At 69.3% G+C, this 24,479-nt stretch carries 22 protein-coding genes; 14 read left to right on the top strand and 8 right to left on the bottom strand.

Annotated features, from left to right (window positions below; translation table 11 throughout):
• Nucleotides 1-5 precede the first annotated feature (5 nt).
• Genes AB7I40_RS02225 through AB7I40_RS02215 form a run of 3 tightly spaced genes read left to right on the top strand, consistent with a single transcriptional unit; the run spans nt 6 to nt 2,667 of the window.
• Nucleotides 6-581 carry a nucleotidyltransferase family protein gene (locus AB7I40_RS02225; RefSeq protein WP_428343408.1) on the top strand — a complete coding sequence of 192 codons (576 nt, stop codon included), beginning with the start codon at nt 6-8 and terminating at the stop codon, nt 579-581.
• On the top strand, nt 578-1,450 hold the full coding sequence (locus tag AB7I40_RS02220) for an AAA family ATPase (protein WP_428343407.1): 873 nt from the start codon (nt 578-580) through the stop codon (nt 1,448-1,450). The genes AB7I40_RS02225 and AB7I40_RS02220 overlap by 4 nt, the downstream gene beginning before the upstream one ends.
• Nucleotides 1,450-2,667: a vWA domain-containing protein gene (locus AB7I40_RS02215; RefSeq protein ID WP_428343406.1), complete on the top strand. Its 1,218-nt coding sequence runs from the start codon at nt 1,450-1,452 to the stop codon at nt 2,665-2,667. Before AB7I40_RS02220 ends, AB7I40_RS02215 begins: the two co-directional genes overlap by 1 nt.
• Here AB7I40_RS02215 and AB7I40_RS02210 read toward each other — a convergent pair.
• On the bottom strand, nt 2,651-3,607 hold the full coding sequence (locus AB7I40_RS02210; protein ID WP_428343405.1) for a LysR family transcriptional regulator: 957 nt from the start codon (nt 3,605-3,607) through the stop codon (nt 2,651-2,653). The two genes, AB7I40_RS02215 and AB7I40_RS02210, sit on opposite strands and share 17 nt — an antisense overlap.
• 42 nt (nt 3,608-3,649) lie before the next feature.
• Entirely contained in the window at nt 3,650-4,282 is a 633-nt protein-coding gene (locus tag AB7I40_RS02205) for a class I SAM-dependent methyltransferase (protein WP_428343404.1), read from the bottom strand.
• 104 nt (nt 4,283-4,386) lie between these two features.
• Between AB7I40_RS02205 and AB7I40_RS02200 the strand changes: the two genes are divergently transcribed.
• The 3 genes from AB7I40_RS02200 to AB7I40_RS02190 are packed head-to-tail and all read left to right on the top strand — an operon-like array spanning nt 4,387 to nt 7,856.
• Nucleotides 4,387-5,388 (top strand): YhjD/YihY/BrkB family envelope integrity protein, encoded by a 1,002-nt coding sequence (locus AB7I40_RS02200; RefSeq protein ID WP_428343403.1) that lies wholly within the window; start codon nt 4,387-4,389, stop codon nt 5,386-5,388.
• 28 nt (nt 5,389-5,416) lie between these two features.
• Entirely contained in the window at nt 5,417-5,920 is a 504-nt protein-coding gene (locus tag AB7I40_RS02195; protein ID WP_428343402.1) for a hypothetical protein, read from the top strand.
• 4 nt (nt 5,921-5,924) lie between these two features.
• The gene (locus AB7I40_RS02190) at nt 5,925-7,856 is read left to right on the top strand and encodes a thioredoxin domain-containing protein (RefSeq protein WP_428343401.1); all 1,932 of its coding nucleotides are present in this window, start codon (nt 5,925-5,927) and stop codon (nt 7,854-7,856) included.
• A gap of 159 nt (nt 7,857-8,015) precedes the next feature.
• Here AB7I40_RS02190 and trhA read toward each other — a convergent pair whose 3' ends face one another.
• Nucleotides 8,016-8,735 (bottom strand): PAQR family membrane homeostasis protein TrhA, encoded by a 720-nt coding sequence (gene trhA / locus AB7I40_RS02185; RefSeq protein WP_428343400.1) that lies wholly within the window; start codon nt 8,733-8,735, stop codon nt 8,016-8,018.
• 83 nt (nt 8,736-8,818) lie between these two features.
• Between trhA and AB7I40_RS02180 the strand changes: the two genes are divergently transcribed.
• The 3 genes from AB7I40_RS02180 (at nt 8,819) to AB7I40_RS02170 (ending at nt 12,084) form a co-directional block, all read left to right on the top strand.
• The gene (locus AB7I40_RS02180) at nt 8,819-9,607 is read left to right on the top strand and encodes an isoprenyl transferase (RefSeq protein ID WP_428343399.1); all 789 of its coding nucleotides are present in this window, start codon (nt 8,819-8,821) and stop codon (nt 9,605-9,607) included.
• 314 nt (nt 9,608-9,921) lie between these two features.
• Nucleotides 9,922-11,256, top strand: coding sequence for a PhoH family protein (locus tag AB7I40_RS02175; RefSeq protein ID WP_428344284.1), 1,335 nt, complete (start codon nt 9,922-9,924; stop codon nt 11,254-11,256).
• Nucleotides 11,257-11,436: 180 nt separating this feature from the next.
• Complete coding sequence (locus AB7I40_RS02170; protein WP_428343398.1) at nt 11,437-12,084, top strand: lytic transglycosylase domain-containing protein; 648 nt, start codon at nt 11,437-11,439, stop codon at nt 12,082-12,084.
• Nucleotides 12,085-12,093: 9 nt separating this feature from the next.
• Here the strand turns inward: AB7I40_RS02170 and AB7I40_RS02165 are convergent, their stop codons facing one another.
• The 5 genes from AB7I40_RS02165 to AB7I40_RS02145 are packed head-to-tail and all read right to left on the bottom strand — an operon-like array spanning nt 12,094 to nt 17,621.
• Nucleotides 12,094-12,798: a class I SAM-dependent methyltransferase gene (locus AB7I40_RS02165; RefSeq protein ID WP_428343397.1), complete on the bottom strand. Its 705-nt coding sequence runs from the start codon at nt 12,796-12,798 to the stop codon at nt 12,094-12,096.
• Nucleotides 12,795-14,147, bottom strand: coding sequence for a class II fumarate hydratase (locus tag AB7I40_RS02160; protein WP_428344283.1), 1,353 nt, complete (start codon nt 14,145-14,147; stop codon nt 12,795-12,797). The genes AB7I40_RS02165 and AB7I40_RS02160 overlap by 4 nt, the downstream gene beginning before the upstream one ends.
• 26 nt (nt 14,148-14,173) lie before the next feature.
• Nucleotides 14,174-14,854, bottom strand: coding sequence for a spermidine synthase (locus tag AB7I40_RS02155; protein ID WP_428343396.1), 681 nt, complete (start codon nt 14,852-14,854; stop codon nt 14,174-14,176).
• A 28-nt stretch (nt 14,855-14,882) separates the two neighbouring features.
• On the bottom strand, nt 14,883-16,571 hold the full coding sequence (locus tag AB7I40_RS02150) for a fumarate hydratase (protein WP_428343395.1): 1,689 nt from the start codon (nt 16,569-16,571) through the stop codon (nt 14,883-14,885).
• A gap of 9 nt (nt 16,572-16,580) precedes the next feature.
• On the bottom strand, nt 16,581-17,621 hold the full coding sequence (locus AB7I40_RS02145) for a LacI family DNA-binding transcriptional regulator (RefSeq protein ID WP_428343394.1): 1,041 nt from the start codon (nt 17,619-17,621) through the stop codon (nt 16,581-16,583).
• Nucleotides 17,622-17,913: 292 nt separating this feature from the next.
• Between AB7I40_RS02145 and AB7I40_RS02140 the strand changes: the two genes are divergently transcribed.
• Genes AB7I40_RS02140 through AB7I40_RS02120 form a run of 5 tightly spaced genes read left to right on the top strand, consistent with a single transcriptional unit; the run spans nt 17,914 to nt 24,414 of the window.
• Nucleotides 17,914-19,269: an ABC transporter substrate-binding protein gene (locus AB7I40_RS02140; protein ID WP_428343393.1), complete on the top strand. Its 1,356-nt coding sequence runs from the start codon at nt 17,914-17,916 to the stop codon at nt 19,267-19,269.
• Complete coding sequence (locus AB7I40_RS02135; protein WP_428343392.1) at nt 19,266-20,429, top strand: carbohydrate ABC transporter permease; 1,164 nt, start codon at nt 19,266-19,268, stop codon at nt 20,427-20,429. Before AB7I40_RS02140 ends, AB7I40_RS02135 begins: the two co-directional genes overlap by 4 nt.
• A complete protein-coding gene (locus AB7I40_RS02130; RefSeq protein WP_428343391.1) occupies nt 20,426-21,289 on the top strand; it encodes a carbohydrate ABC transporter permease in 864 nt (287 codons plus the stop codon). The genes AB7I40_RS02135 and AB7I40_RS02130 overlap by 4 nt, the downstream gene beginning before the upstream one ends.
• A gap of 19 nt (nt 21,290-21,308) precedes the next feature.
• On the top strand, nt 21,309-23,462 hold the full coding sequence (locus AB7I40_RS02125; protein ID WP_428343390.1) for an alpha-galactosidase: 2,154 nt from the start codon (nt 21,309-21,311) through the stop codon (nt 23,460-23,462).
• Entirely contained in the window at nt 23,455-24,414 is a 960-nt protein-coding gene (locus AB7I40_RS02120; protein ID WP_428343389.1) for a hypothetical protein, read from the top strand. Before AB7I40_RS02125 ends, AB7I40_RS02120 begins: the two co-directional genes overlap by 8 nt.
• Nucleotides 24,415-24,479 lie beyond the last annotated feature (65 nt).

The raw sequence follows: 24,479 nt of genomic DNA, 5'->3' as shown, positions 1-24,479 counted from the left end.
GCCGGGTGAAGGTCGCGGCGCTCGTCCTGGCGGCCGGCGGTTCCCGTCGGCTCGGGACCCCCAAACAGGTGCTGCCCTACCGAGGTGCCACGCTGCTCGACGCGGCCGTCAGCACAGCCCGGGATGCCGGCGTGGACCAGGTCGTGGTGGCCCTGGGTGGTGCCGCCGACGAGGTGCTGGACCAGGTCGAGCTCCGCGGCGTCGACGTCGTACTCAACCCGGACTTCGGGGCCGGCTGCGCGACCTCGATCCGGTCCGCACTGACCGCGGTGGGCCCATCGGTCGACGGCGTCGTACTCCTGCTGGGCGACCAGCCCGGCGTCAGCGCGGCCACGGTCCGGGCCCTGGTCGACGGTGCCGCAGGCGTGCCCGTCGGGGTCTGCGAGTACGACGACGGCCGTGGTCACCCGTTGTGGTTCGATCGAAGCATGTTCGAGACGCTCTCGGGCCTCCACGGCGACAAGGCGGTGTGGAGGCTGGTGGAGACTCCCGCTGCTGTGCAGGTGCGGGTCAGGGGCCCGGTGCCGAGGGACGTCGACACCTGGGACGACTACCACCAGCTCCTGGAGGCGGACACATGACAGAGATCTCGTCGGCCGACGAGGTACGGCGACTCTTCGATGAGCAGGGGTACTTGGCCGACGAGGGTACGGCGACGGCCGTCTTCCTCACCCTCCGGCTGGGTTTGCCGCTGCTCCTGGAGGGCGAGCCGGGGGTGGGCAAGACGGCAGCCGCCCAGGTGCTCGCCCGGGTCCTGGACGCCCCGCTCGTCCGGCTGCAGTGCTACGAGGGTCTGACTGCCAACGAGGCGCTCTACGACTGGAACCACCAGCGCCAGCTGCTCGCGATCAGGCTCGCCGAGGCCCAGCACGAGCGGCTCACCGAAGCGGACCTGTTCAGCGAGGAGTTCCTGATCGAGCGCCCGATCCTGCGTTGCATCCGCCACACCGGTCCGCGAGCGCCGGTGTTGCTCATCGACGAGGTCGATCGTGCCGACGACGAGTTCGAGGCGCTGCTGCTGGAGGCACTCGGCGAGGGGTCGGTCACGGTGCCGGAGCTCGGCACCTTCACCGCCGCCCGACCGCCGATCGTCGTCCTGACCTCGAACCGCAGCCGTGACCTGCACGACGCCCTGCGGCGACGGTGCCTCTACCACTGGTTGGAGTACCCCGAGCCCGAGCGGGTCGTGGCCATCCTGCGGCGCAGCGCCCCCTCGGCCACGGCCGCCCTGATCGAGTCCGCTGCGCAGTTCGTGGGCCACGTGCGCAACCAGGAGGTCGACAAGCCGCCCGGTATCGCCGAGGCGATCAACTGGGTGGCCGCCCTCTCGGCCCTGGGGGCGACCGAACTGGTCCGCGAGGTGGTGGTGCCGACCCTGGGCGCGCTGGCGAAGACCCCGGACGACCGTGACGTCGTGATCGACTCGCTGACGACCTACGCCTTCGGATGATGACCCCCCACGACACCGCCGGACCGCTGCTGCGCGGGGTGGATCGCGCGGCGTTCATCGCGGCGTTGAGCCAGCGCCTGCGCGCAGCTGGGATCCCGGTGACGCTGACCGCGATGTCGTCGTTCGCCGAGGCCCTCCAGGCACTCACCCCGGACCGGCTGGACCGGCTCTACTGGCTGGCCCGGCTGACCCTCGTCAATCGTCAGCACGACCTGGAGACCTTCGACCGGGTCTTCGACGCCGTGTTCCGCGATGCCCTGCTGCCGGTCGATCCGCACGCCCGCCGGAAGCCGTCACCGGCGGTGGCGGAGCCCGAGGACGACGCCTTGGCCCCCGTGGCCGGTGACCCCGGCGGCGGAGAGGTATCTGCGAGTCTGCCCTGGCACACGCTCCCGCGCATGGCCAGAGATGAGAGCACCGACGAGACACGGGTGCTGCCGGAGCTGCTGCCCAGTGCGGTGGCCCGGCTCGCCGACACACCGCTGGACACCTTGGACGAGGCCGAGCTCGCGTTGCTGGGCCGCTGGCTGGAGGCGTCGGCCCACCGCTGGCCCACCAGGCGGAGCCGGCGGCAGACAGTCCGGTCCACGGGTCAGCGGGTGGCGCTCCGCGAGACGATCATGGCCTCGCGTCGTACCGGGTGGGAGCCCATGGAGCTGCGGCGCTACCACCAGGTCAGGCGGCCGCTGACGGTGACCCTGGTGTGCGACGTCAGCCAGTCCATGCAGAGCTACGCCACGGCCTACCTCCACCTGATGCGTGCCTTCGCCCGCACCCGGCGAGCTGAGACCTTCGCGTTCTCCACGTCGCTGACCCGCCTGACGCCCGCGCTGACCCATCAGTCGGCTGCTGCCGCAGTGGCCCAGGCCAGTGACCAGGTGGTCGATCGCTTCGGGGGCACGCATCTGGCCTCGTGCCTGCGCGAGCTCCTGGCCTCCCGGCACGGCAACACGGTCCGGGGCGGGGTGCTCGTGATCGCCTCGGACGGGTGGGACAGCGATCCGCCGGCCGAGTTGGCGGCGGTGATGGCCCGGGCCGCCCGCCGGGCCCGCCGCGTGGTGTGGCTCAATCCCCGTGCTGCTGCTGAGGGGTTCGAGCCGCTGGTCGGTTCGATGGCCGCCGCGTTGCCCTACTGCGACGCGTTCCTGCCTGCCGACACCCTGAGGTCACTGCCCCAGGTGTTCGACGCGATCGCTGGGGTCAGCTCCAGAGGGTGACGTGCACGGCCGGTTTGAAGCGACCGAGGTGCACGCCGGCACCGCGCACCATGGCCTGGATCGCCCGAGGGGTCGTGATGAACCGGAGCAGCTCGGAGGCGACCGGGGTCTGGCTGTGTGGGGGCAGGGCCATCGCCGCCCACCTGCCCTGGGCCCGCAGGCCCGGCCCGTCCAGGGTGACCAGGCGCTTGGCGGACAGGTCGCCGGCCACCGCGAACCTGATGGCGAGCGCGGCGCCGTCCGAGCGCTTGGTCTCCTCCAGGGCCGCGGCGTCGCTCTGGAAGATCCGCTGGTTCTTCTCCGGGACCCGCAGCTTGCGCAGCATCATCGGCACGACACCCTCGGCATCGATGGCAGACGGACCGAGGTGCCAGATCTGGTGACGGATCTGCTCGGCACCCACGGCCTTCCCCGCCAGCGGATGGTCCGGCCGGGCCACGGCGAGGACCTCGTAGATGAGGAAGGGCTGGTGCACGAGGCCGGCCGCCGGCGTGCTCATCGCCGGGCCGACCACGATGTCGACCGTGCGGGCGGCCAGCAGGGTCGGGAACTGTTCGGGGGAGCGCACGCTGAGCTCGACGGCCAGGTCGTCGGCGCGTCCGGCGAACAGGTCGATCAACCCCGGGGCGGCGTGCTCGGCGAACAGGTTCGACGTGGCCAGGCGCAGCACGCGTCGTCCGTCACCGGCTTGGCTGACCTCGCGAGCCGTGCGGTCCTGCAGGCCGAGGATCTCCACCGCGCGGCTGGCCAATCGCAACCCACCGGGGGTGAAGGCGAGTCCGGAGGCACTCCGGGTGAAGAGCGGGTCGTCGAACTCCTTGCGCAGCTGACCGACGTGCATGGAGACGGCCGCCTCGCTGACCTGGAGCTCGACCGCGGCAGCCTTGACCGAGCCCAGCCGGACCACACACGCGAATGCTCGAAGTTGCGTGGGCGTCACGCTGGCAGCCTACAAGCGGTTGTTGAAACGCGGACCAGTTCGTCAGGTTCGTCGTACCAGCCGGACCAGCGCGTCGTACGCCGTGCGCTCCTCACCGTCGCTCGCCCCGACGAGCCGGGCCACCCGCTCGGCCCGCACCACCTCGAAGTCCTCACCGGCCAGATCACCCAGCACGTCGGCGGCGGTCATCAGCACGTCCGGCTCCTGCGGTCCTCCGGTGCCCTCGGTGAGATTCGTCGAGTCATGGGCGACCAGCAGGAACGTGCCCCCGGCCCGCAGGAGCGAGTAGGCCCGGCGCAGCGCCGCCCGGCGCTCGGAGGCCGTGAGCTGCAGGTAGGCGATGACCACCAGGTCGAACCCCCGGTGGTCGAGTGACTCTCGCTGGCCGAGCTTGTCGAGACCACGTCCGGTCACCGCGTCCCCGCACACCCAGTCGATCTGGGCATCGCCGGCCAGGCGGCGACCCTTGTCCAGCCCTGCTTGCGCGAAGTCGACGGCGGTGACCTGCCAGCCGTGCTGAGCCAGCCAGATCGCGTTGCGCCCCTCACCGGCGGCGAGGTCGAGGGCCCGTCCGGCGGGGAGGTCGGCGCACTCGACTTCCACGAACTGGTTCGGGCCACTCGACCAGATCAGGTCCGTGGCGGCGTACCGCTCGTCCCAGGCCTTCGCATCCATGAGGCCACTGTCGTGCGGGGACGGGGTCTTCGCAAGTGGCGGGTCCTCGTGCGGCGGGAGTGCCGTGCCTGCGACGATGGTGCTCGTCGCGACAGGAGGCGCAGGTGTCAGAGTCCCCGGAACCCACCCCAGCCGCGGCGCGCCCCGGCATCGAGGCCGGTCTCGAGGCGTTGCCACCGGAGATCCTCGATCGCATCCCGCCGCGCTTCCGGGCGACGGTGGTCGGCCTCCAGGGGCTGTGGCCGGGGCGGATCGTGCTCCGCAGCATGGCCAAGTTCGCCAAGCTGGAGCTGTTCGACCGGTCGATGACCATCGCGGCGCAGTTCTTCACCTCCGTCTTCCCGGTGCTGATCCTGTTCGGCATCGTGCTCGGCCACCAGGAGAGCGGCACCCTCGCCGAGGTGCTCAACCTCCCGAGCCAGACCCGCAACGTCCTCGAGGACGCCACCGAGGGCACCAGCACCAGCACCTTCGGGGTGATCGGCGCCCTGATCGTGTTCATCTCCGGGACCAGCCTGTCCCGCGCGCTCACCCGGGCGTCGGCCGTCATCTGGCGGGTGCCGCGACCCAAGAACCGTCTCGGATCGGTCTGGCGGTGGCTTGCGGTGCTCCTGGTGGTGGCGGTCTTCCTGGTGCTGCCCCGGGGGCTGAGCATCGCGGTGCAGGGCTTGCCCCCACCCGGCCTGTGGCTGACGGTCGTGCTCTTCATCGCCAACACGGCGTTGGCGATCTTCATCCCGTGGTTGCTGCTGGAGGGACGTGTGGGGATCCGGCTCATGGCACCGGGTGCCGTGCTGTTCGCCACCGTGATGGCCCTCATCCGCCCCGTCTCGCGGGTGGCCCTGCCGCGCGCGCTCGACTCGAGTGCCGAGCACTACGGCTCGATCGGGGTCGCCTTCACCTATCTGACCTTCCTCTACATCATCTCGTGGATCTTCCTGGCTGCTGCGGCGCTCGGGCAGGTCATCGCCACCGACCGGGGCGCGTTCGCGGCCTGGATCCGCCACGGGGCGCCCATTCCTGGGGCTCCCGTTCCCGGCAGCCCGACTCCTGGCCCCCCGGGCCAGGAAGAGGCGGCGAGAGGTGAGTATCCGGGCTCGCGCTGATGCCCTCCGCCCGGGGGAGACTCGGGACATGGTCACCCCACCTCGCCTGCGAGCTGTCCTGCTCGCCCTCGGTCTGGCAGTGGTCGGCGGTGGCTGCGGCAACGCTGTCAGTGCCGACATCATCGGCACCACCGCACTCACGGTCGATGGACGTGGGGCGCCGGTGGTGCTCGTTGCCGTGTGCGACCAGCACGTCGACACGATCGAGATCTACACCGGACGCGAAGGCCTCGAGGACGACGAGCCGAACCCGTCCGTGGCGTCCTGGACCAGCTCCTCGCCGCAGACCGGCACCGTCACGCTGGCGCTCGATCGAGTGTCGGCAGCCTGGACCGGCCCGGGAGCGGTGCGCTTGGCCGACGACACCCTCTACATCGTCTCCGCGAGCAGGTCCGATGCCGACGCCGAGACCACCCAGGTCAGCTTTCGCGGTCGGGCCATCGCAGCCCTCGGACCGGACCAGGTGATCGTGCGCGACGGCCGGGTCTGGACCCGGGAGAGGTTCGATGCGCAGGCCTGCGTGACAGAGTGAGGACGTGCCCAACCGCCTGGCATCCGCCACCTCGCCGTACCTGCTCCAACACGCCGACAATCCCGTCGACTGGTGGGAGTGGGGCCCCGACGCCTTCGAGGAGGCCCGGCGTCGCAACGTGCCGGTCCTGCTGAGCGTCGGGTACGCCGCCTGCCACTGGTGCCACGTGATGGCCCACGAGTCCTTCGAGGACGCGGCCACCGCCGCCTACCTGAATGAGCGCTTCGTGAGCGTCAAGGTGGACCGCGAGGAGCGCCCCGACGTGGACGCGGTCTACATGAACGCGACCCAGGCCATGACCGGCCACGGTGGTTGGCCGATGACCTGTGTGCTGGACCACGAGGGCACCCCGTTCTTCGCCGGCACCTACTTCCCCGACCAGCCGCGGCACGGCCAACCGTCTTTCCGGCAGTTGCTGACCGCGCTCAGCGAGGCCTGGGTGAGTCGGGGCGAGGAGGTGGCTGCGTCGGCGAGCAAGATCCGTGCCCATCTCCAGCAGTCGATGCGGATGCCGCCCGGCGTCTTCAGTGCCGACACCCTCGACACCGCGGTCACCACCCTGGCTGCCGAGTTCGACCAGGTGAACGGCGGATTCGGGACGGCACCGAAGTTTCCGCCGTCGATGGTGCTGTCCTTCCTCCATCTGCGCTCGGACGCGACTTCGAGAACGATGCTCGACGCCACCTGCCAGGCGATGGCCCGCGGCGGCATCTACGACCAGCTCGGGGGTGGGTTCGCGCGTTACGCGGTGGACCACCAATGGGTGGTGCCGCACTTCGAGAAGATGCTCTACGACAACGCCCAGCTGCTGGGGGTCTACAGCCGCTGGGGCGGACAGCTCGGTGAGCGGGTGGCGCGGGAGACCGCCGACTTCCTGCTCCGGGAGCTGCGCACCGACCAGGGTGGCTTCGCCTCCGCGCTGGATGCCGACACCGAGGGGGAGGAGGGCCGCTTCTACGTCTGGACGCCGCAGCAGCTGCTCGACGTCCTCGACGCCGACGACGCGGACTGGGCCGTCAGCCTGTTCGAGGTCACCGGCACCTTCGAGCACGGCAGCTCGACGCTTCAGTTGTTGCGCGATCCCGACGACTGGTCGCGCTTCGATGCCGTGCGCAGCGCGTTGCTCGCGGCCCGGGACCTACGGACCAGGCCGGCTCGTGACGACAAGGTCGTCGCTGCGTGGAACGGGTTGGCCATCACCGGGCTGTGCGAGGCCGGGACGCTGTTCGCGAACCCGGGGTACGTCGAGGCGGCGGTGCGGGCCGGCGAGCTGCTGGTCGACCTGCATGTCGTCGATGGTCGGCTTCGGCGGGTCTCGCGCGACGGCAAGGTCGGACGCCACGAGGGGGTGCTGGAGGACTACGGCTGCGTCGCGTCGGGGTTCCTCTCCCTCCTCCAGGCGACCGGTGACGTGGGGTGGCTCGAACGCGCACAGGCGCTGCTCGACGTGGCGCTGGCGCACTTCAGGGCCGACGACGGTGGCTTCCACGACACGGCCGACTTCGCCGAAGCGCTGGTCGCCCGCCCCCGCGAGTTCTCCGACAATGCGAGTCCGTGCGGCCAGTCGGCGATGGTGCATGCCTTGTCGACGTACGCCGCCCTGACCGGGGCGGGCGACTACCGCAGCGCTGCCGAGCAGGCCCGTGACGCACTGGCCCAGCTGGCCCAGCGGGCCCCTCGGTTCGCCGGATGGACCCTGGCGGCTGCCCAGGTGATGTCCGAAGGTCCGGTCGAGATCGCGGTGGTCGGGCGCCCGGGAGAGGCTCGCGACGTGCTGGAGTTGGCGGCCCGGCGTCGACCGGGAGCGGTGGTCGTCGTGGGGGAGCCCGGGGCGAGTGCCCTGCCGCTGCTGGTGGGGCGTTCTGAGGTCGACGGTCGCCCGGCGGCGTACGTCTGTCGCAACCTCGTGTGCGAGCGCCCGGTCACCTCGTTGTGAGCTGTGCGCCCGTCGACTGCGGTTGTGCTGCCGCAGGAATCCCCGGTCGACCGGGGAAACTCGCGGTTGTCAGCCATTGCAACGACTGACAACCGGGGGAAACCCCGGTCAGCCGGGGATTCCCGCCACGGGGCAGATGGACGTCCGGTACGGCGCGCGTCAGCGCAGGCTGTACGTCGCCACGGAGACGCCGACATAGTGCACGATGAAGGCGGCGACGACGAGGGTGTGGAACACCTCGTGGAAGCCGAACCAGACCGGGAACGGGTCGGGCTTCTTGAGCCCGTAGACGATGCCGCCGAGGGTGTAGAGCGCGCCTCCGGTGATCACCAGGGCCAGCACGGTGGCGCCGACTCCGACGCCCAGACGCCCGGCGCCCTCGGCGAACGCGGGCAGGAAGAACACCGCTGCCCAGCCGAGGGCGAGATAGATCGGCACGTAGAGCCACCGTGGGGCGGAGGTCCAGAAGATCCGGAACAACACTCCGAGCAGGGCGCCGGTCCAGATCACGGAGAGCAGGACGACGCGTTCGCGGCCCTCCAGCAGCATGAGCGTGAACGGTGTGTAGGAGCCCGCGATCAGCAGGAAGATGTTGGAGTGGTCGAACCGCCGCAGGAAGGCCCAGACCCGTGGCGACCAGTTCCCGCAGTGATAGATCGCCGAGACCGTGAACAACACCAGGGCCGTGCCCGCGAACAGGGCGGATCCGACGCGCGTCGACGCGGTGGGCGACAGGGCGATCAGCACGATCCCCGCTGCCAGCGTGAGTGGAGCGGTGATCAGGTGCAGCCAGCCGCGCAGTTTGGGCTTGACCTCGGCGACCACCTCGGCCACGCGTTCGGCCACGGTGTCCTTGGCAGAGCGCACGACATCGTTCATGCCTCCAAGTTACCTGACCCAAGGTTGCATCGACGTGTCGCGACTGACACATCCGGACCCGCCATCGCGGCTAGCATCTAGGGGTGGCGGACGTATGGGGGAACCTGAAGAACCAGGTGAGGCATGTCCTCTACCCCGCCTATGAAGCCCGGGTGCTCAGGCGGATGCCGTCGGAGAACCTGCCCAAGCACATCGGCGTGATGCTCGACGGCAACCGGCGATGGGCCAAGGCGGTGGGCCGCGACACCGCTCACGGTCACCGAGCCGGGGCCGCCAACATCGAGCCGCTCCTCGGCTGGTGCGACGAGGTGGGCATCGAGGTCGTCACCCTGTGGTTGCTGTCCACCGACAACCTGAACCGCCCCGCGGAGGAGCTCAACCCGCTCCTGGAGATCATCGAGGAGGCGGTGGACAGCCTCGCCTTCCAGCGGCGTTGGCGCCTGCACCCCGTCGGTGCGCTGGACCTGTTGCCGGCCTCCACGGCTGCCCGGCTCAAGGCGGCTGAGGAGTCCACGCGTGATGTGGAGGGGATGCTGGTCAACATCGCCGTGGGCTACGGCGGACGCCGCGAGATCGCCGACGCGGTGCGCTCGCTGCTGCACGAGCACGCGGCGAAGGGCACCTCGCTCGAGGAGCTGGCGGGCATCATCGATGTCGAGCACATCGCCGATCACCTCTACACCAAGGGCCAGCCCGACCCGGACCTGGTGATCCGGACCTCGGGGGAGCAGCGTCTCGGCGGTTTCCTCCTGTGGCAGAGCGCCAAGTCGGAGTTCTACTTCTGCGAGGCCTACTGGCCGGACTTCCGGCGCGTCGACTTCCTGCGCGCTGTACGCGCCTACGCCCAGCGTGAGCGGCGCTTCGGCAGCTGAGGCTCCCAGCCCGGCACGGCCGTAACACACCATTCACCCAGCGTTCGGGCGTGTCGCCGTCGAGCGGCCGGAATCGCGGCGTAATTTCCCAAGCAACGGCGAGTGGGGAAGCTTGCTGTATCGGGAGGCCCGTTCGTGAGCAGTCACGACTACACCGCACGACAGCCGGCTGATCGAGCCTGCAGGTGCGACGGAGGCCGGCACTCCGGCTTTCGGGCCCCATCCACGTGGTTGGGAGCCCGGTCCGTCTGCAAGAGCTGAGGGCCTGGGCGCTGAGTGCGCGCACCGGACTCGTGAGGGGTTTCGCCGTGGCGATGAAGCGCACCCAGTCCCCCGTAGGACCGGCCGGTCCCGGAATCCGCACCTATGTGCTCGACACCAGCGTCCTGTTGGCCGATCCCGGCGCACTGCGGCGTTTCGACGAGCACGAGGTCGTCCTTCCGGTGGTGGTCATCACCGAGCTCGAGGGCAAGCGACACCACCCCGAGCTGGGGTACTTCGCCCGGAGTGCGCTGCGGGCCCTCGATGAGTTGAGGGTCGAGCACGGGCGTCTCGACGAGCCTGTCCCGGTCACCGAGACCGGGGGGACCCTGCGCGTCGAGCTCAATCACACCGACGCCGCGTCACTGCCATCGGGCTTCCGCCTCGGTGACAACGACACCCGCATCCTCGCCGTGGCCCGCAACCTGGCCAACGAGGGGTACGACGTCACCTTGGTCTCCAAGGACCTGCCGCTGCGGATCAAGGCCTCCGCGGTCGGCCTCGACGCCCAGGAGTACCGCGCCGAGCTCGCCCACGAGTCAGACACCAGCTATTCGGGGATGGCGGAGCTCGAGGTCGGTTCGGCCGAGCTCGACGAGCTGTACGACGACGGCACGCTCGAGCTGGACGCGGCCCGTGAACTGCCCTGTCACACCGGGCTGGTGCTGGTCTCGGACCGCGGCACGGCGCTGGGCCGCGTCGGTGCCGACAAGCAGGTGCACCTCGTGCGCGGCGACCGGGAGGCCTTCGGCATCCACGGTCGATCCGCCGAGCAGCGGATCGCCCTGGAGATGCTGCTCGACCCCGAGGTGGGGATCGTGTCGCTGGGTGGGCGCGCCGGGACCGGCAAGTCCGCGATGGCGTTGTGTGCCGGGCTCGAAGCGGTGATGGAGCGCCGCCAGCACAAGAAGGTGGTCGTGTTCCGCCCCCTGTTCGCGGTGGGTGGCCAGGAGCTCGGCTACCTGCCCGGCTCGGAGTCGGAGAAGATGTCGCCCTGGGGCCAGGCCGTCTTCGACACCCTCGGGGCGATGACCTCCAAGGAGGTGATCGACGAGATCCTCGACCGCGGCATGCTCGAGGTGATGCCGTTGACCCACATCCGTGGCCGCTCGCTCCACGATGCCTTCGTGATCGTCGACGAGGCGCAGTCCCTGGAGCGCAACGTGCTGCTCACGGTGCTCTCGCGGATCGGTGCCAACTCGAAGGTGGTCCTGACTCATGACGTCGCCCAGCGCGACAACCTGCGAGTGGGCCGTCACGACGGTGTGGTGGCCGTGGTCGACAAGCTGAAGGGGCACCCGCTCTTCGCCCACGTCACCCTGACCCGCTCCGAGCGCTCGCCGATCGCTGCCCTGGTCACCGAGATGCTGGAGAACGTCGTCCTGTGACGGATGAGGTGGGGCGGATCTCGTGTGACACCAGTGATGGGTGTGACGAGATCTGCCTCACTGATTTGCGCGTTCGGTTTGCCTGAGTCCAGCAAGTCCTGCATGGTGGAGCCTTCGTGGCCGATCGGGGGGAACGACAGGTCGCGTGATTGCCCATGACGTCTAGCCGTGAGTCGATCCTTGTCGAAGCCACAGAAATACATCCCCAAACATCGCACCCCTCCCAAGCACGCCGCACCCACCAAGGTCCTGCGCAACACGCTGTTGCTGACCTCGGTGGCTGCCGCCGCGACCGGCGTCGCGGTGTCCGGTGGGGTCCTGTCCGGGACCGACGCGAAGACGGTCTCGGCAGCGACGTCGCTTGACGTGGCCGCCCGGGTGCCAACCCTGAGTGCGGCCCAGATCGCTGCTCGTCAGGACTCGGAGTCCTCGCGCGACGACCGCCGCCAGGAGCTCGACCCGGCCAAGAAGGCGGCGCTGTCGACCGACACCGGCGACGCGGTCACCATCACCGAGGACGTCACCGACGACGATCCGCGCTCGATCGCCCAGGCACTCCTGGCCGAGTTCGGGTTCAGCCAGGACCAGTTCGGCTGCCTCGACTCGCTGTGGACCCGCGAGAGCAACTGGCGGGTCAACGCCGACAACCCGAGCTCGTCTGCCTACGGCATCCCGCAGGCGCTCCCCGGCTCGAAGATGTCCTCGGCCGGAGCCGACTGGGCCACCAACCCGGCCACCCAGATCCGCTGGGGACTGGGCTACATCCAGGACCGCTACGGCAGCCCGTGTGGCGCCTGGAGCCACTCCGAGTCCAACGGCTGGTACTAGGCAGCAGGCTCAGCGCGCCGCGAAGACGGTGACCGCACCGGCGTACTCCCGGGAACCCTCGAAGGGCGGCAGCATCCAGACCCGGTCGGCCTCGGTGCTCTCCAGGTAGGCCAGCGCCGCTGCGTGGTCGCCGAAGTACGCCCGGGTCGCGATGTCGTCGCGACTGACGCTGTCGAAGTGACGCAGCAGCATGCTCTCGCCGTTCTCGCTGCTGAACGCCGTCACCAGGGCCTTGGCGCCCGCGTCGCGGCGCAGTCCCGCGAGGTGCTCGTCTCCGTTGGTGACGGCGACGAACAGCCCTCCGGGCCTCAACACCCGGCGTACCTCGCTCAGGGCCTTGTCGAGGTCCGGGACGTGATAGAGCATCCACATCGCGGCGACGACGTCGAAGCTGTCGTCCTTGAACGGCAGGTCCTGGACGTCGGCACGACGGGCCTCGACGCCACGACCCGCGGTCAGCTCGACGAACCGGGGGGACTGGTCGATGGCGGTGAGCCGGATCCCCGGATGGCTGGCCTGCACCCGGGCGGCGAAGCAGCCGGTGCCGCAGCCCACCTCGAGCACGTCGGTCGGCCGAGCCGACACGATGAGGTCGAGCGCCGTGGTGGACGGGTCGCGGCCGTCCAGGGAGGGGTGCCACACGGAGCGGCGGGTCTCGAGGTTCTGCTCCGTGGCGTACTGGGCACGCAGGGCCGCGGGATCGGTCAGGCTCACGGGTGAGTCATCCCCTTCAGGTCGAGCGCTTCGTCGAGCTCGTTCTCCGTCAGTGTGCCGTCGGCGACCAAGCCCATGGCCAGAACGGTCTCGCGGATGGTGGTGCCGTCGGCGATGGCACGCTTGGCGACCTTGGCCGCCGTCTCGTAGCCAAGGTGGCGGTTCAGCGGTGTGACCACGCTCGGGGACGACTCGGCGTAGCGACGCATCCGCTCAGCGTCGGCGGTGATGCCGTCCACGCATCGGTGGGCCAGGAGCCTGCTGGAGGCAGCCAGCAGCCGGATCGACTCCACCACGTTGCGGGCGAGCACCGGCATCATCACATTGAGCTCGAAGTTGCCCGACGCCCCCGCCGTGGTGACCGTGACGTCGTTGCCGATCACCTGGGCGCACACCATCAGCGTCGCCTCCGGGAGCACCGGGTTGACCTTGCCGGGCATGATGCTCGACCCAGGCTGCAGGTCGGGCAGGTGGATCTCGGCAAGTCCGGTGGTCGGGCCGCTGGACATCCAGCGCAGGTCGTTGCAGATCTTTGTCAGCCCGACCGCGATGGTGCGCAGCACGCCACTCAGCTCGACCAGCGAGTCCCGGGTCCCTTGGGCCTCGAAGTGGTTGCGCGCCTCCGTGAACGGCTGTCCTGTCGTCTCCGAGAGCACCTCGATGACCCGGGCCGCGAAGCCGGCGGGGGTGTTGATCCCGGTGCCGACCGCGGTGCCCCCCAGGGGAAGCTCCCGGACGCGGGGGAGTACGCCGTCCAGACGCTCGGCGGCCAGCCCGAGCGTCGCGGCATAGCCGCCGAACTCCTGGCCCAGCATCACCGGGGTGGCATCCATCAGGTGGGTCCGACCGGACTTCACCGTGTCGGCGAACTCGGTGGCCTTCGCAGCCAGACTGGCTTCGAGGGTGGCGAGCGCCGGTCGGAGGTCAGTGGCGACCGCCGAGGCCGCGGCGACGTGGATCGCCGTCGGGAAGACGTCGTTGGACGACTGACTGGCGTTGACGTGGTCGTTGGGGTGGACCTCGACCCCGGCCCGTCCGGCGAGCTCGGCGATCACCTCGTTCATGTTCATGTTCGAGCTGGTTCCGGACCCGGTCTGGAAGACATCGATCGGGAACTGGTCGTCGTGGCCGCCCTGCGCAACCTGCATGGCGGCCGTGATGATCGCCTGCGCCCGATCGTCGGCCAGGACCCCGAGCTCGCCGTTGACCCGCGCGGCTGCTGCCTTGACCTGGGCCAGCGCATGGATGAGGGCCGGCTCGAGCGGCGTGCCGCTGATCGGGAAGTTCTCGACCGCGCGTTGGGTCTGGGCTCGCCACAGCGCCGCCACGGGCACCTCGACGTCACCCATGCTGTCGTGTTCGATGCGGAATTCGCTCACGCGGGTGACGGTACCCGCGAAACGTAGAGCCAGTAGTGCTCTTGGCGATCCTGCAGCTCGACCTCGCAGGATCGGGCGCGGCAGTTGCCGAACACGCCCTTCATGGCGGCCTCCAGCTCGGGGGCCTCGTCGGCCGACCAGATGGCCAGCACCCCCTCGTGGTCCAACACGCGGCGGCAGGTGGCCAGGAAGGGCTCGCGATAGAGCGCCGCGTTGGCGTCGTACACGAGGTAGCCGGGGCCGTTGTCGACGTCGAGCACCACGAGGTCGTACGACGCCGGGCGCGTCTCGGCCAGCGCGACTGCGACATCGGCCACCGTGACACTCAGCCGGGCGTCGGCGAGCACCGCCGGCCCGTGGCCGATGGTGCCGTCTCGCATCCACCCCACCAGGGCGTCCTCGATCTCCACGACCGTGCAGTGCTCGACCCGGTGGTCGGCCAGGACCGCCGACAGGGTGTAGCCGAGACCGAGCCCACCGATGAGCACCCGGCGGGGCTCCTCCAGGAGTCGCAGGGCCTGGCGCGCCAGCGTGGTCTCCGACGAGGTCTCGACGGTGTCCATCACGAAGATCCCGTTGACCCGCAGCTCGAGGGCGGTCGGCCCGTCGCCGGCGCGCTCGCGCAGCACGACGTCGCCGCGATCAGACTCGGCTCGGGCCAGTTCGGCGTACTCCATGCCGCCACACGTTAGAGGACGCCGGACCTCACTGCGCCGAGCGGACCCGGATCCCGGTGATCGGCACGGTGACGGCACCGGACGGATCGGTGAAGAAGTCATTGCCCTTGTCGTCGACCACGATGAACGCGGGGAAGTCCTCGACGTCGATCTTCCACACCGCCTCCATCCCGAGCTCGGGGTATTCCAGGACCTCCTGGCTCTTGATGCAGTCCTGGGCCAGTCGGGCCGCGGGACCCCCGATCGAACCGAGGTAGAAGCCGCCGTGGGCGGCGCAAGCCGTGGTGACCTGCTTGGACCGGTTCCCCTTGGCCAGCATCACCAGGGAACCACCGGCGGCCTGGAACTGCTCGACGTAGGAGTCCATCCGGCCGGCCGTGGTGGGACCGAACGAGCCCGAGGCCATCCCGGCCGGGGTCTTCGCCGGGCCGGCGTAGTAGACGGGGTGGTTCTTGAGGTAGTCGGGCAGCTCGCCACCGGCGTCGAGCAGTTCCTTGATCTTGGCGTGGGCGATGTCGCGGGCCACGACCAGCGGACCGGTCAGGGACAGCCGGGTCTTGACCGGGTGCTTGGTGAGCTCCGCGAGGATGTCGGCCATCGGCTGGTTGAGGTCGATCGGCACGACGGCGCCGCCGGAGATGTCCTCGGCGACGCCGGCATCGGGCATGTAGTGGGCCGGGTCGGTCTCCAGCTGCTCGAGGAAGACTCCCTCGGCGGTGATCTTGCCCAACGCCTGGCGATCGGCGGAGCAGGAGACCGCGATGGCCACCGGGCAGGAGGCCCCATGGCGGGGAAGCCGGACGACGCGCACGTCGTGGCAGAAGTACTTGCCGCCGAACTGGGCACCGATGCCGAACGACTGGGTGAGGGCGAAGACCTCCTGCTCGAGCTCGACGTCGCGGAACCCGTGGGCGCTCATGGAGCCGGACGTGGGCAGGTTGTCGAGGTAGTGCGCGCTAGCGTACTTCGCGGTCTTGAGGGCGAACTCCGCGCTGGTGCCGCCGATCACGATCGCGAGGTGGTACGGCGGGCAGGCGGCTGTGCCGAGCGATCGGATCTTCTCGTCGAGGAAGGCCAGCATCCGCGAAGGGTTGAGCACCGCCTTGGTCTCCTGGAAGAGGAAGGACTTGTTGGCCGAGCCGCCGCCCTTGGCCATGAAGAGGAACTTGTACTCGGGTCGACCGTCCTTCGAGGGCGTGGAGTAGAGCTCGATCTGGGCAGGCAGGTTGGTCCCGGTGTTCTTCTCCTCCCACATCGTCAGCGGCGCCAGCTGCGAGTAGCGCAGGTTGAGCTTGGTGTAGGCGTCGTACACGCCACGGGAGATGGCCTCGCCGTCGTCGATCCCGGTCAGCACGCCTTCGGACTTCTTGCCCATGACGATCGCGGTGCCGGTGTCCTGGCACATCGGGAGCACACCGCCGGCGGAGATGTTGACGTTCTTCAGCAGGTCGAGCGCCACGAACCGGTCGTTGCCGGAGGCCTCGGGGTCGTCGATGATCTTGCGCAGCTGGGCCAGGTGGGCTGGACGCAGGTAGTGACTGATGTCGTGCATCGCCTCGGAGGTCAGTCGTTGGATCGCGGCCGGGTCGACGCGCAGGAACGTCTGCCCGTCGGCCTCGAAGGTGGACACCCCCTCGGTGGTGAGGAGCCGGTAGGGGGTGTCGTCGGCCCCGGTCGGCAGCAGGTCGGAGTAGCGGAATTCCGGTTCGGTGCTCACGGACGAAGGTTAATCCAGCCGGGCGAGGGTGAGTGCACTCGGTGGGGCGGTCGATCCCCGCAGCTCCAGCCGCGTCGGGACCACCACGTGGCGCTCGGGCAGTGCGACGCCGGCGAGGAGGTCGAGCACCATGCGCCCGGCCAGGCGTCCCTGCTCGCCCACGGCCTGGACGATGCTGCTCAACCCGAAGAGCTCCGCGAGCGGGTGGCCGTCGACGCCCACCAGCGACATCTCCTCGGGCACCCGGATGCCTTCGCGGAGCAAGTGCTGGTAGGCGCCCAGAGCCACCTCGTCGGAGTAGGCGAACACCGCGGTGGGTGGGGACTCGAGTGCCAGGAGCCGGGCCATGCCGGCGGCTCCGGCCCGGGGCCCGAACGGCTCGGTGACCAGGTAGCGGGGATCGGGCCGGATGCCGGCGGCTTCGAGGGCGGTGCGGTAGCCCCGGCTTCGCTCGGAGTCCGCCGACCAGTAGGCACCGTCGGTGTCGCTGGTGCGCAGCATGGCGATGCGCTCGTGGCCCAGGGAGAGCAGGTGTTCGATCGCCGTCACGCCGACCGCGTGGTCGTCGACGCGCACATGGGGGAACGTGCCGATCTCGCCGCCGGCCACGACCACCTCGACCCCCATGAGGTCGAGCCTCTCGACCTCGTCGTGCAGGACCGGGAGCGCGATGAGCACCACAGCGTCGACCTTGCGCCGGGCCGGGAGGTCGCGGAAGAAGCGGTTGCGCTGTTGGAGCCCGTCGACCTGGTACATCAGCACGTCGAGATCGGCGTCGGAGAGCACGCTCTCGATGTTGGCCAGCATCTTGGAGTAGAACCAGACGTCCATGCGAGGCGCCACCACGGCGATCCGCCCGGTCGCACCGCGCGCCAACCTCGAGGCCTCGGGGGAGATGACGTAGGCGAGCTCGTCGGCGATTTCCTTGATCCGCTGCCGGGTGCCCTCACTGACTCCGGGGAGGTCCCGCAGGGCGCGCGAGACGGTCGCGGTGGAGACGCCTGCGCGCTCGGCCACGTCGGCCATGTTGATCTCGGACGAACCGGACAAACCCCCTGCTCCTCCCGTGGTGTGTCCTCGGCCTGTGGAAATCCGGCTTTGAACAAGCGTTACACAGTCGCAACATAGCGCAGCGCCAGCCGGTCATTGACTTCTCCTGTGACGTGCATCACGATAAGCGCAAACGTTTACGTAATCCAGACCAACGCGGCAGAAATGCGTGGTCGGAGTGCATCAGGGCGTGGACACACACCGCGCCAGCGCAGTATGAAGGGCCTACGACGTGACGCGAGTCACTCGGGAGTCAGCGGCCGATCAACCGAAGTTGAACAGGGAGATTTCAATGGCTAGAAGTTCACTTCGTCGCGTTGCGGCGATCAGCTTGGGGTTGGGCCTGGCACTGGCCACCTCCGGCTGCCTCTCGTCGGGCGACGACGGTGGCGGCGGCGGTGGCGGCGATGGCGACAGCGTTGCCGACGGCGGCACGAAGGACGGCGACAAGGTCGTGACGGTCCTGGGTGCTTTCGGTGGCGCCGAGGAAGAGGCCTTCAATGCCTCCCTGGAGGCCTTCGAGAAGGACTCGGGCATCGACATCCAGTACACCGCCGACACCGACTTCACCACCACGATCAAGCTCAACGTCAACGCCGGTGACGCCCCCGATATCGGACTGTTCCCGCAGCCGGGCGGTCTGCTCGAGCTCGCCGCCGACGGTGCCATCGAGCCGATCGACAACTTCCTCGACCGGGACGCGCTCGAATCGACGCTGATCCCCGGCTTCCTCGAGGCCACGACCGACTCCAGCGGCGACACCTTCGGTGCGCCGATGCGCATGGCCGTCAAGAGCATCGTGTGGTACCCGAAGCCCGCCTACGACGACGCCGGCTACAACACCGCCCCGGCGACGCTCCAGGAGCTCACCACGGTGACCGACGACATCAAGGCCGACGGCACCGCCCCCTGGTGCATGGGCTGGGAATCCGACCAGGCCACCGGCTGGGTCGGCACCGACTGGCTCGAGGAGTACGTCCTGCGGATGTCCGGCCCCGAGGTCTACGACCAGTGGGTCACCCACGAGATCCCGTTCAACGACCCGCAGATCGTCGCGGCCCTCGATGAGTTCGGCAAGCTCGCACTCACCGACGGCAACGTTCTCGGCGGCACCAAGGGCATCTTGAACACCGGCTTCGCCGACGCGATGACCCCGGCGTTCAAGACCCCGCCGTCGTGCTACCTGCACCGCCAGGGCAACTTCGCCACCGGCTTCTACCCCGAGGACGTCCAGGCTGACCTGGACGGCACCGTCGGCACCTTCGTCTTCCCGCCCTACGAGGGTGGCTACGACGGCCAGCCGATGCTCGGCGGTGGTGACCTCGCGGCCCTGTTCAACGGCAACGACGACGACGCCCAGAAGGTCATGGAGTTCCTGACGTCCGACCAGTTCGGTGCCGAGTGGGCCCAGGCCGGCGGTTGGCTCTCGCCGCACAAGACGTTCGACGAGTCGAACTACCCCAACCAGACCACCAAGGACATCGCCAAGCTGGCCACGAGCGCGGACGTGTTCCGCTTCGATGCCTCTGACCTGATGCCCAAGGAGGTTGGCTCCGGGACGTTCTGGACCGGCATGGTCGACTGGGTCGGAGGCAAGTCCTCCGAGGACACCCTCACGGCCATCGAAGAGTCCTGGCCGACGTCGTGACCGATCTCTCCAAGGGAGGGTCCAGCACCGGTACGCCGGTGCTGGACCCCTCCGCGGGGGACGCCAAAATCGGGAAGGCTCAGCCGGGCAAGATCGTCATCGGCCTCGTCGGCATGGTGGTGGTCGTCTGGTTCATCCTGCAGGTCTTCCTGGCTTTCGGTCTCCGCCCGGAGTGGTTCCTGGACAGCAAGATCGTCATCGGTGTGGTGGCGGTCATCGTCGGAGTCGGCGGCGCAGGGGTGTTCTTCTACATGCTGAACATGGCAGTGGAGGGCCTGCCGGCCAAGGTCTCGGCCAAGGTCATGCCCTACGCCTACATCCTGCCCGGCTTCGCCCTGATCACGCTGATGCTGCTCTATCCGACCGTGCAGACGATCAACTACGCGTTCGCCAACAAGGACGCCACTGCCTACGTCGGATTCGAGAACTTCAGCTACATCTTCGGCAACGAGGCCTTCCGTCAGTCGCTGCTCAACAACGTGCTGTGGCTGATCCTGGTGCCAGCGGTGACGGTCGGGATCGGCATCGTGGTCGCGGTGCTCGCGGACAAGTTGTCGCAGCGTGGTGAGAAGGTCGCGAAGAGCTCGATCTTCCTGCCGATGGCGATCTCGTTCGTCGGTGCCTCGGCGATCTGGAGTCTGATCTACGACTACACCGCCGACGGCGACCAGACCGGGCTGCTCAACGCCATCTGGGTCAAGCTCGGCGGAGAGGCCCAGACCTGGTTGCAGATCCCGGACTTCAAGCTGAACTCCATCCTGCTCATGGTGATCCTGGTCTGGCTGCAGACCGGCTTCTCGATGATCCTGCTGTCCTCGGCCATCAAGGGCGTCCCGGAGGACACCATCGAGGCCGCCCGGATCGATGGGGCCTCGGAGTTCAAGATCTTCTCGCGCGTGGTGATTCCGCAGATCAAGGGCACCATCATCACGGTGTTCATCACCGTCACCATCCTGGTGCTGAAGGTCTTCGACATCGTCTACGTGATGACCAACGGACGCTTCGAGACCAACGTGATCGCCAACCTGTTCTTCAACGAGCTGTTCGCCAACGGGCAGTCCGGTCGGGCGTCGGCCATCGTCGTGGTCCTGCTGATCGCGGTCATGCCCATCCTGATCTACCAGGTGCGGCACTTCAGGGCAGAGGAGGCAGGACGATGAGTGCTGGACTCATGAAGGACGGGCGGCGTCGCAGTCCCTTCGCGATCGCCACCATGGTGGTGCTGTGCATCGCCTGGACGGTCCCGACCGTCGGCCTGCTGATCACGTCGTTGCGCTCGCGCGACGACACGGTGTCCTCGGGCTGGTGGACGGCGTTCCTGCACCCCTTCTCCACCGAGTGGACGCTCGACAACTACCGGGGTGTGATCGACGGGACCGACATCGGGACCGCCTTCATCAACAGCATCGTGGTGGCCATCCCGGCCACGGTGATCCCGATCATGTTCGCGGCGTTCGCTGCCTACGCGTTCTCGTTCATGGACTTCCGGGGCAAGGACGTGCTGTTCATCCTGATCGTCGGGGTGCTGGTGGTGCCGATCCAGGTGGCGCTGGCGCCGATGCTCAACCTGATGGGCTCCAACGGCCTGGGCATCCGTGGCGACTACCTGGCGGTGTGGTTGCTGCACACCGGCTTCGGGATGCCTCTGGCGATCTACACGTTGCGCAACTACATGGCGACGTTGCCGAAGACGGTGATCGAGTCGGCCAAGATCGACGGAGCGAGCCACTACCAGACCTTCTGGAAGCTGATCGTCCCGATGTCTGTGCCGGTCATCGCGGCCTTCGCCATCCTGCAGTTCCTGTGGGTGTGGAACGACCTGCTGATCGCGAAGCTCTTCCTGAGCGCGGAGAACTCGACGGTGATCGTCGAGCTGCAGGGTCTGCTCGGGACCCAGGGTCAGGGCCGCGAGCTCCTCACGGCGGGTGCGTTCATCTCGATGATCGTGCCGATGATCGTGTTCTTCACCCTCCAGAGGTTCTTCGTCCGCGGACTGACCTCCGGTGCGGTCAAGGGCTGATGGGCCTCACCATCATCCAGTGACCCAAGAGCCCCTTCACCTGACGCGGGCGGGTGTGAGCCTCGTGCTCGCACCCGCCCCGTCCGGTGTTCCCGTGATCCTGCACTGGGGCGCCGCCCTCGGTGACCTCGATGCCGCGGCCCTGCGCGGCCTGACAGCACTGCACGAGCCAGGCGTCCCGCACTCGGCGCTCGACCAGCCGAGACATCTCGGCCTGCTGCCCGATCCGGCCTCCGGCTTCACCGGCACCCCCGCGCTCGAGGGATGGCGACCGACGGCGGTCTCCGATGGCGTGGGCGCCTGGTCCCCCCGACTGCGGGACTGGACCTGGTCGCTCACCGACGCCGAGGACGCCGTACTCCTCCTCGAGGGCACGGACCCCGAGGCGGGCTGGTCGGTGGCCGTCGACCTCGAACTGACCCGCGAGGGTGTCGTGCGGACCCGGGTCCGGGTCACCAACACCGGTCCGGGTGACCTGGCGGTCGGCGCCGTACGCAGCGTCCTTCCGGCCGGCTCCGACGCCGCAGAGCTGCTGGACCTCACGGGGCGTTGGTGCCGCGAGCGTTCGCCCCAGCGCCAGCCGTGGCAGCAGGGCACCCACCTGCGCGCCGGGCGCCACGGCCGCACCGGGCACGACGCCACCCTGGTCCTGGTCGCCGGAAGTCCCGCCTTCTCGTTCCGTTCCGGCACCGTGTGGGGGGTGCACCTGGCGTGGAGCGGCGACCACGCGACGTACGCCGAGCGCACCGCCGAGGGCGAGTCCGTCCTCGGCGGCGGCGAGCTGCTGGGCCCCGGTGAGGTCGTCCTCACCGCGGGGGAGGAGTACGCCGCCCCGTGGCTGATGGGGGCCTGGTCCGGGACCGGCCTCGACGGCATGAGCGCCCGCCTGCATGCCTGGACCCGCCGGCACTCCCCCCTGACCCGGGGCCCCCGGCCGGTGGTGCTCAACACCTGGGAGGCCACCTACTTCGACCACGACCTGGGTCGGCTCACGAGGCTCGCGGACGCCGCAGCCGAGGTGGGCGTCGAACGGTTCGTGCTCGATGACGGGTGGTTCACCGGGCGTCGCCACGACCGCGCCGGTCTGGGGGACTGGACCGTCGACACCGAGGTCTGGCCAGACGGCCTGCACCCGCTCATCGACCACGTCCACGATCGAGGCATGGACTTCGGCCTGTGGGTCGAGCCCGAGATGGTCAACATCGACTCCGACCTGGTCAGGGCCCATCCGGACTGGGTCCTGCGTGGCCGCGCGGAGCACCCCGACACCTGGCGGCACCAGCAGGTGCTCGACCTCCAGGTGCCCGAGGCCTACGCGCACGTGCGCGATGCACTCGTGGCGCTGCTCGACGAATACGACATCGCCTTCCTGAAGTGGGATCACAACCGGGACCTGATCGACGTCAGCCACGGTGGTCGCCCTGCCGTGCACGGACAGACCCTGGCCCTCTACCGCCTGCTCGACGACCTGCGCACAGCCCACCCGTCGTTGGAGATCGAGACCTGCGCCAGTGGCGGTGGCCGGGTCGATCTCGAGATCCTGACCCGGACCGACCGCATCTGGCCCAGTGACACGATCGACGCGCTCGAGCGCCAGCACCTGCAGCGGTGGACGGCGTTGCTGGTGCCACCCGAGCTGATCGGCGCGCACCTCGGGGGACCGGTGGCCCACACCACCGGGCGCAGCCACCGGCTGCCGTTCCGGGCCGCCACGGCCCTGCTCGGGCACTTCGGCATCGAGTGGAACCTCACCACCCTCGACGAGGAGGACCGCGCCTCGGTCCGCGCCTGGGTCGCCCTCTACAAGGAGGTCCGGGAGCTCACCTCGAACGCGAGCGTGGTGCGTGGTGACCACGCCGACCCGGCGGTCCTGGTCAACGGGCTGGTGGCGCAGGACCGCGGACAGGCGTTCTACACGGTCGCCACGGTCGCCTCGACGCGCACCCAGTCGCCCACGCCGGTCCGGCTGCCCGGGCTCGACCCGGAGCGGCGCTACCTGGTGCGCGGCGTGACACCGCCCGGTGGCCGCCACGTGGTCGACCTGGGCACGAGCTGGCTGGACGGACCAGGCGTGGAGGTCCCGGGCAGCGTGCTCGCCGAGGTCGGCGTACGCCTTCCGGTGCTGGCACCCGACTCGGCCGTGGTGCTGCGGGCGGAGGTCGTGGGTGCTTGACCTCGACGACGACTGGGTGTGGGACTTCTGGATCGCCGACGACGGGGTGCTCTTCCACGCGTTCTTCCTGGCCGCCCCCCGGTCCCTGGGGGACCCCGATCTACGCCACGAGAACGCCAGGATCGGGCACGCGACCTCATCCGACCTGGTCACCTGGACCCACCTGCCCGACATGGGCGGGCCGGGAGAGGAGGGCTCCTTCGACGACCTGGCCACCTGGACGGGCAGCGTGGTGCGCGACCCGTCCGGCCTCTGGTGGCAGTTCCACACCGGCATCACCCGGGCCCGGGCCTTCAGCCTGCAACGCATCGGCGCCCACACCTCGCCGGACCTGCAGCGATGGCGCGCCGAGCCGGGTCTGGTCACAGCGGACCCACGCTTCTACGACACGCTGGCCGGGGGACACCCCGAGGAGCACTGGCGCGATCCCTGGCTGGTGCAGGACGACGCCGGCCTGTGGCACATGTACGTGACGGCCCGGGCCGGTGACCGAGCCGGGGGCCGGCCGGGTGCCGGGGTCGTGGGTCATGCCACCTCGCCCGACCTGCGCTCCTGGGCCGTCCAGCCGCCCCTGAGCGAGCCCACGGGGCGCTTCGACTGGCTCGAGGTGATCTCGGTGCAGCAGGTCGAGGGCCGCTGGGTGGCCGTGTTCTCGTGCCTGTCCGCGGAGATGCCGGGGGCCGCGAGGGACAGCGGAGGGGTCTGGTCGGTGCCGGTCGAGGGTCCGGGCAGCCCGGTCGACGTCGCGCGCGCCGTACGCCTCACCAGCGAGGACCTGTACGTCGGGAAGGTGGTCGCGCTGCGCGACGGCAGCCATCGGTTCCTCGCCTTCGAGAACCGTGGTCCCGACGGCGCGTTCCGCGGCGGCATCATCGATCCGCTGGCTGTGCGCTGGAACGCGGACGGCACCGGACTGGAACTGCCCGATGCGCCCGAGCGCTGGAAACCCTGAGACGCAACCGTCGACCTGAGACGCTCGGGCCGCTACTGTGATCGCTGTCACTTCTACAACGGATC

It is taken from the genome of Nocardioides sp. (genome assembly GCF_050246775.1).
Taxonomy (GTDB): Bacteria; Actinomycetota; Actinomycetes; order Propionibacteriales; family Nocardioidaceae; genus Nocardioides.
This window is presented reverse-complemented; position numbering and strand designations above follow the sequence as displayed.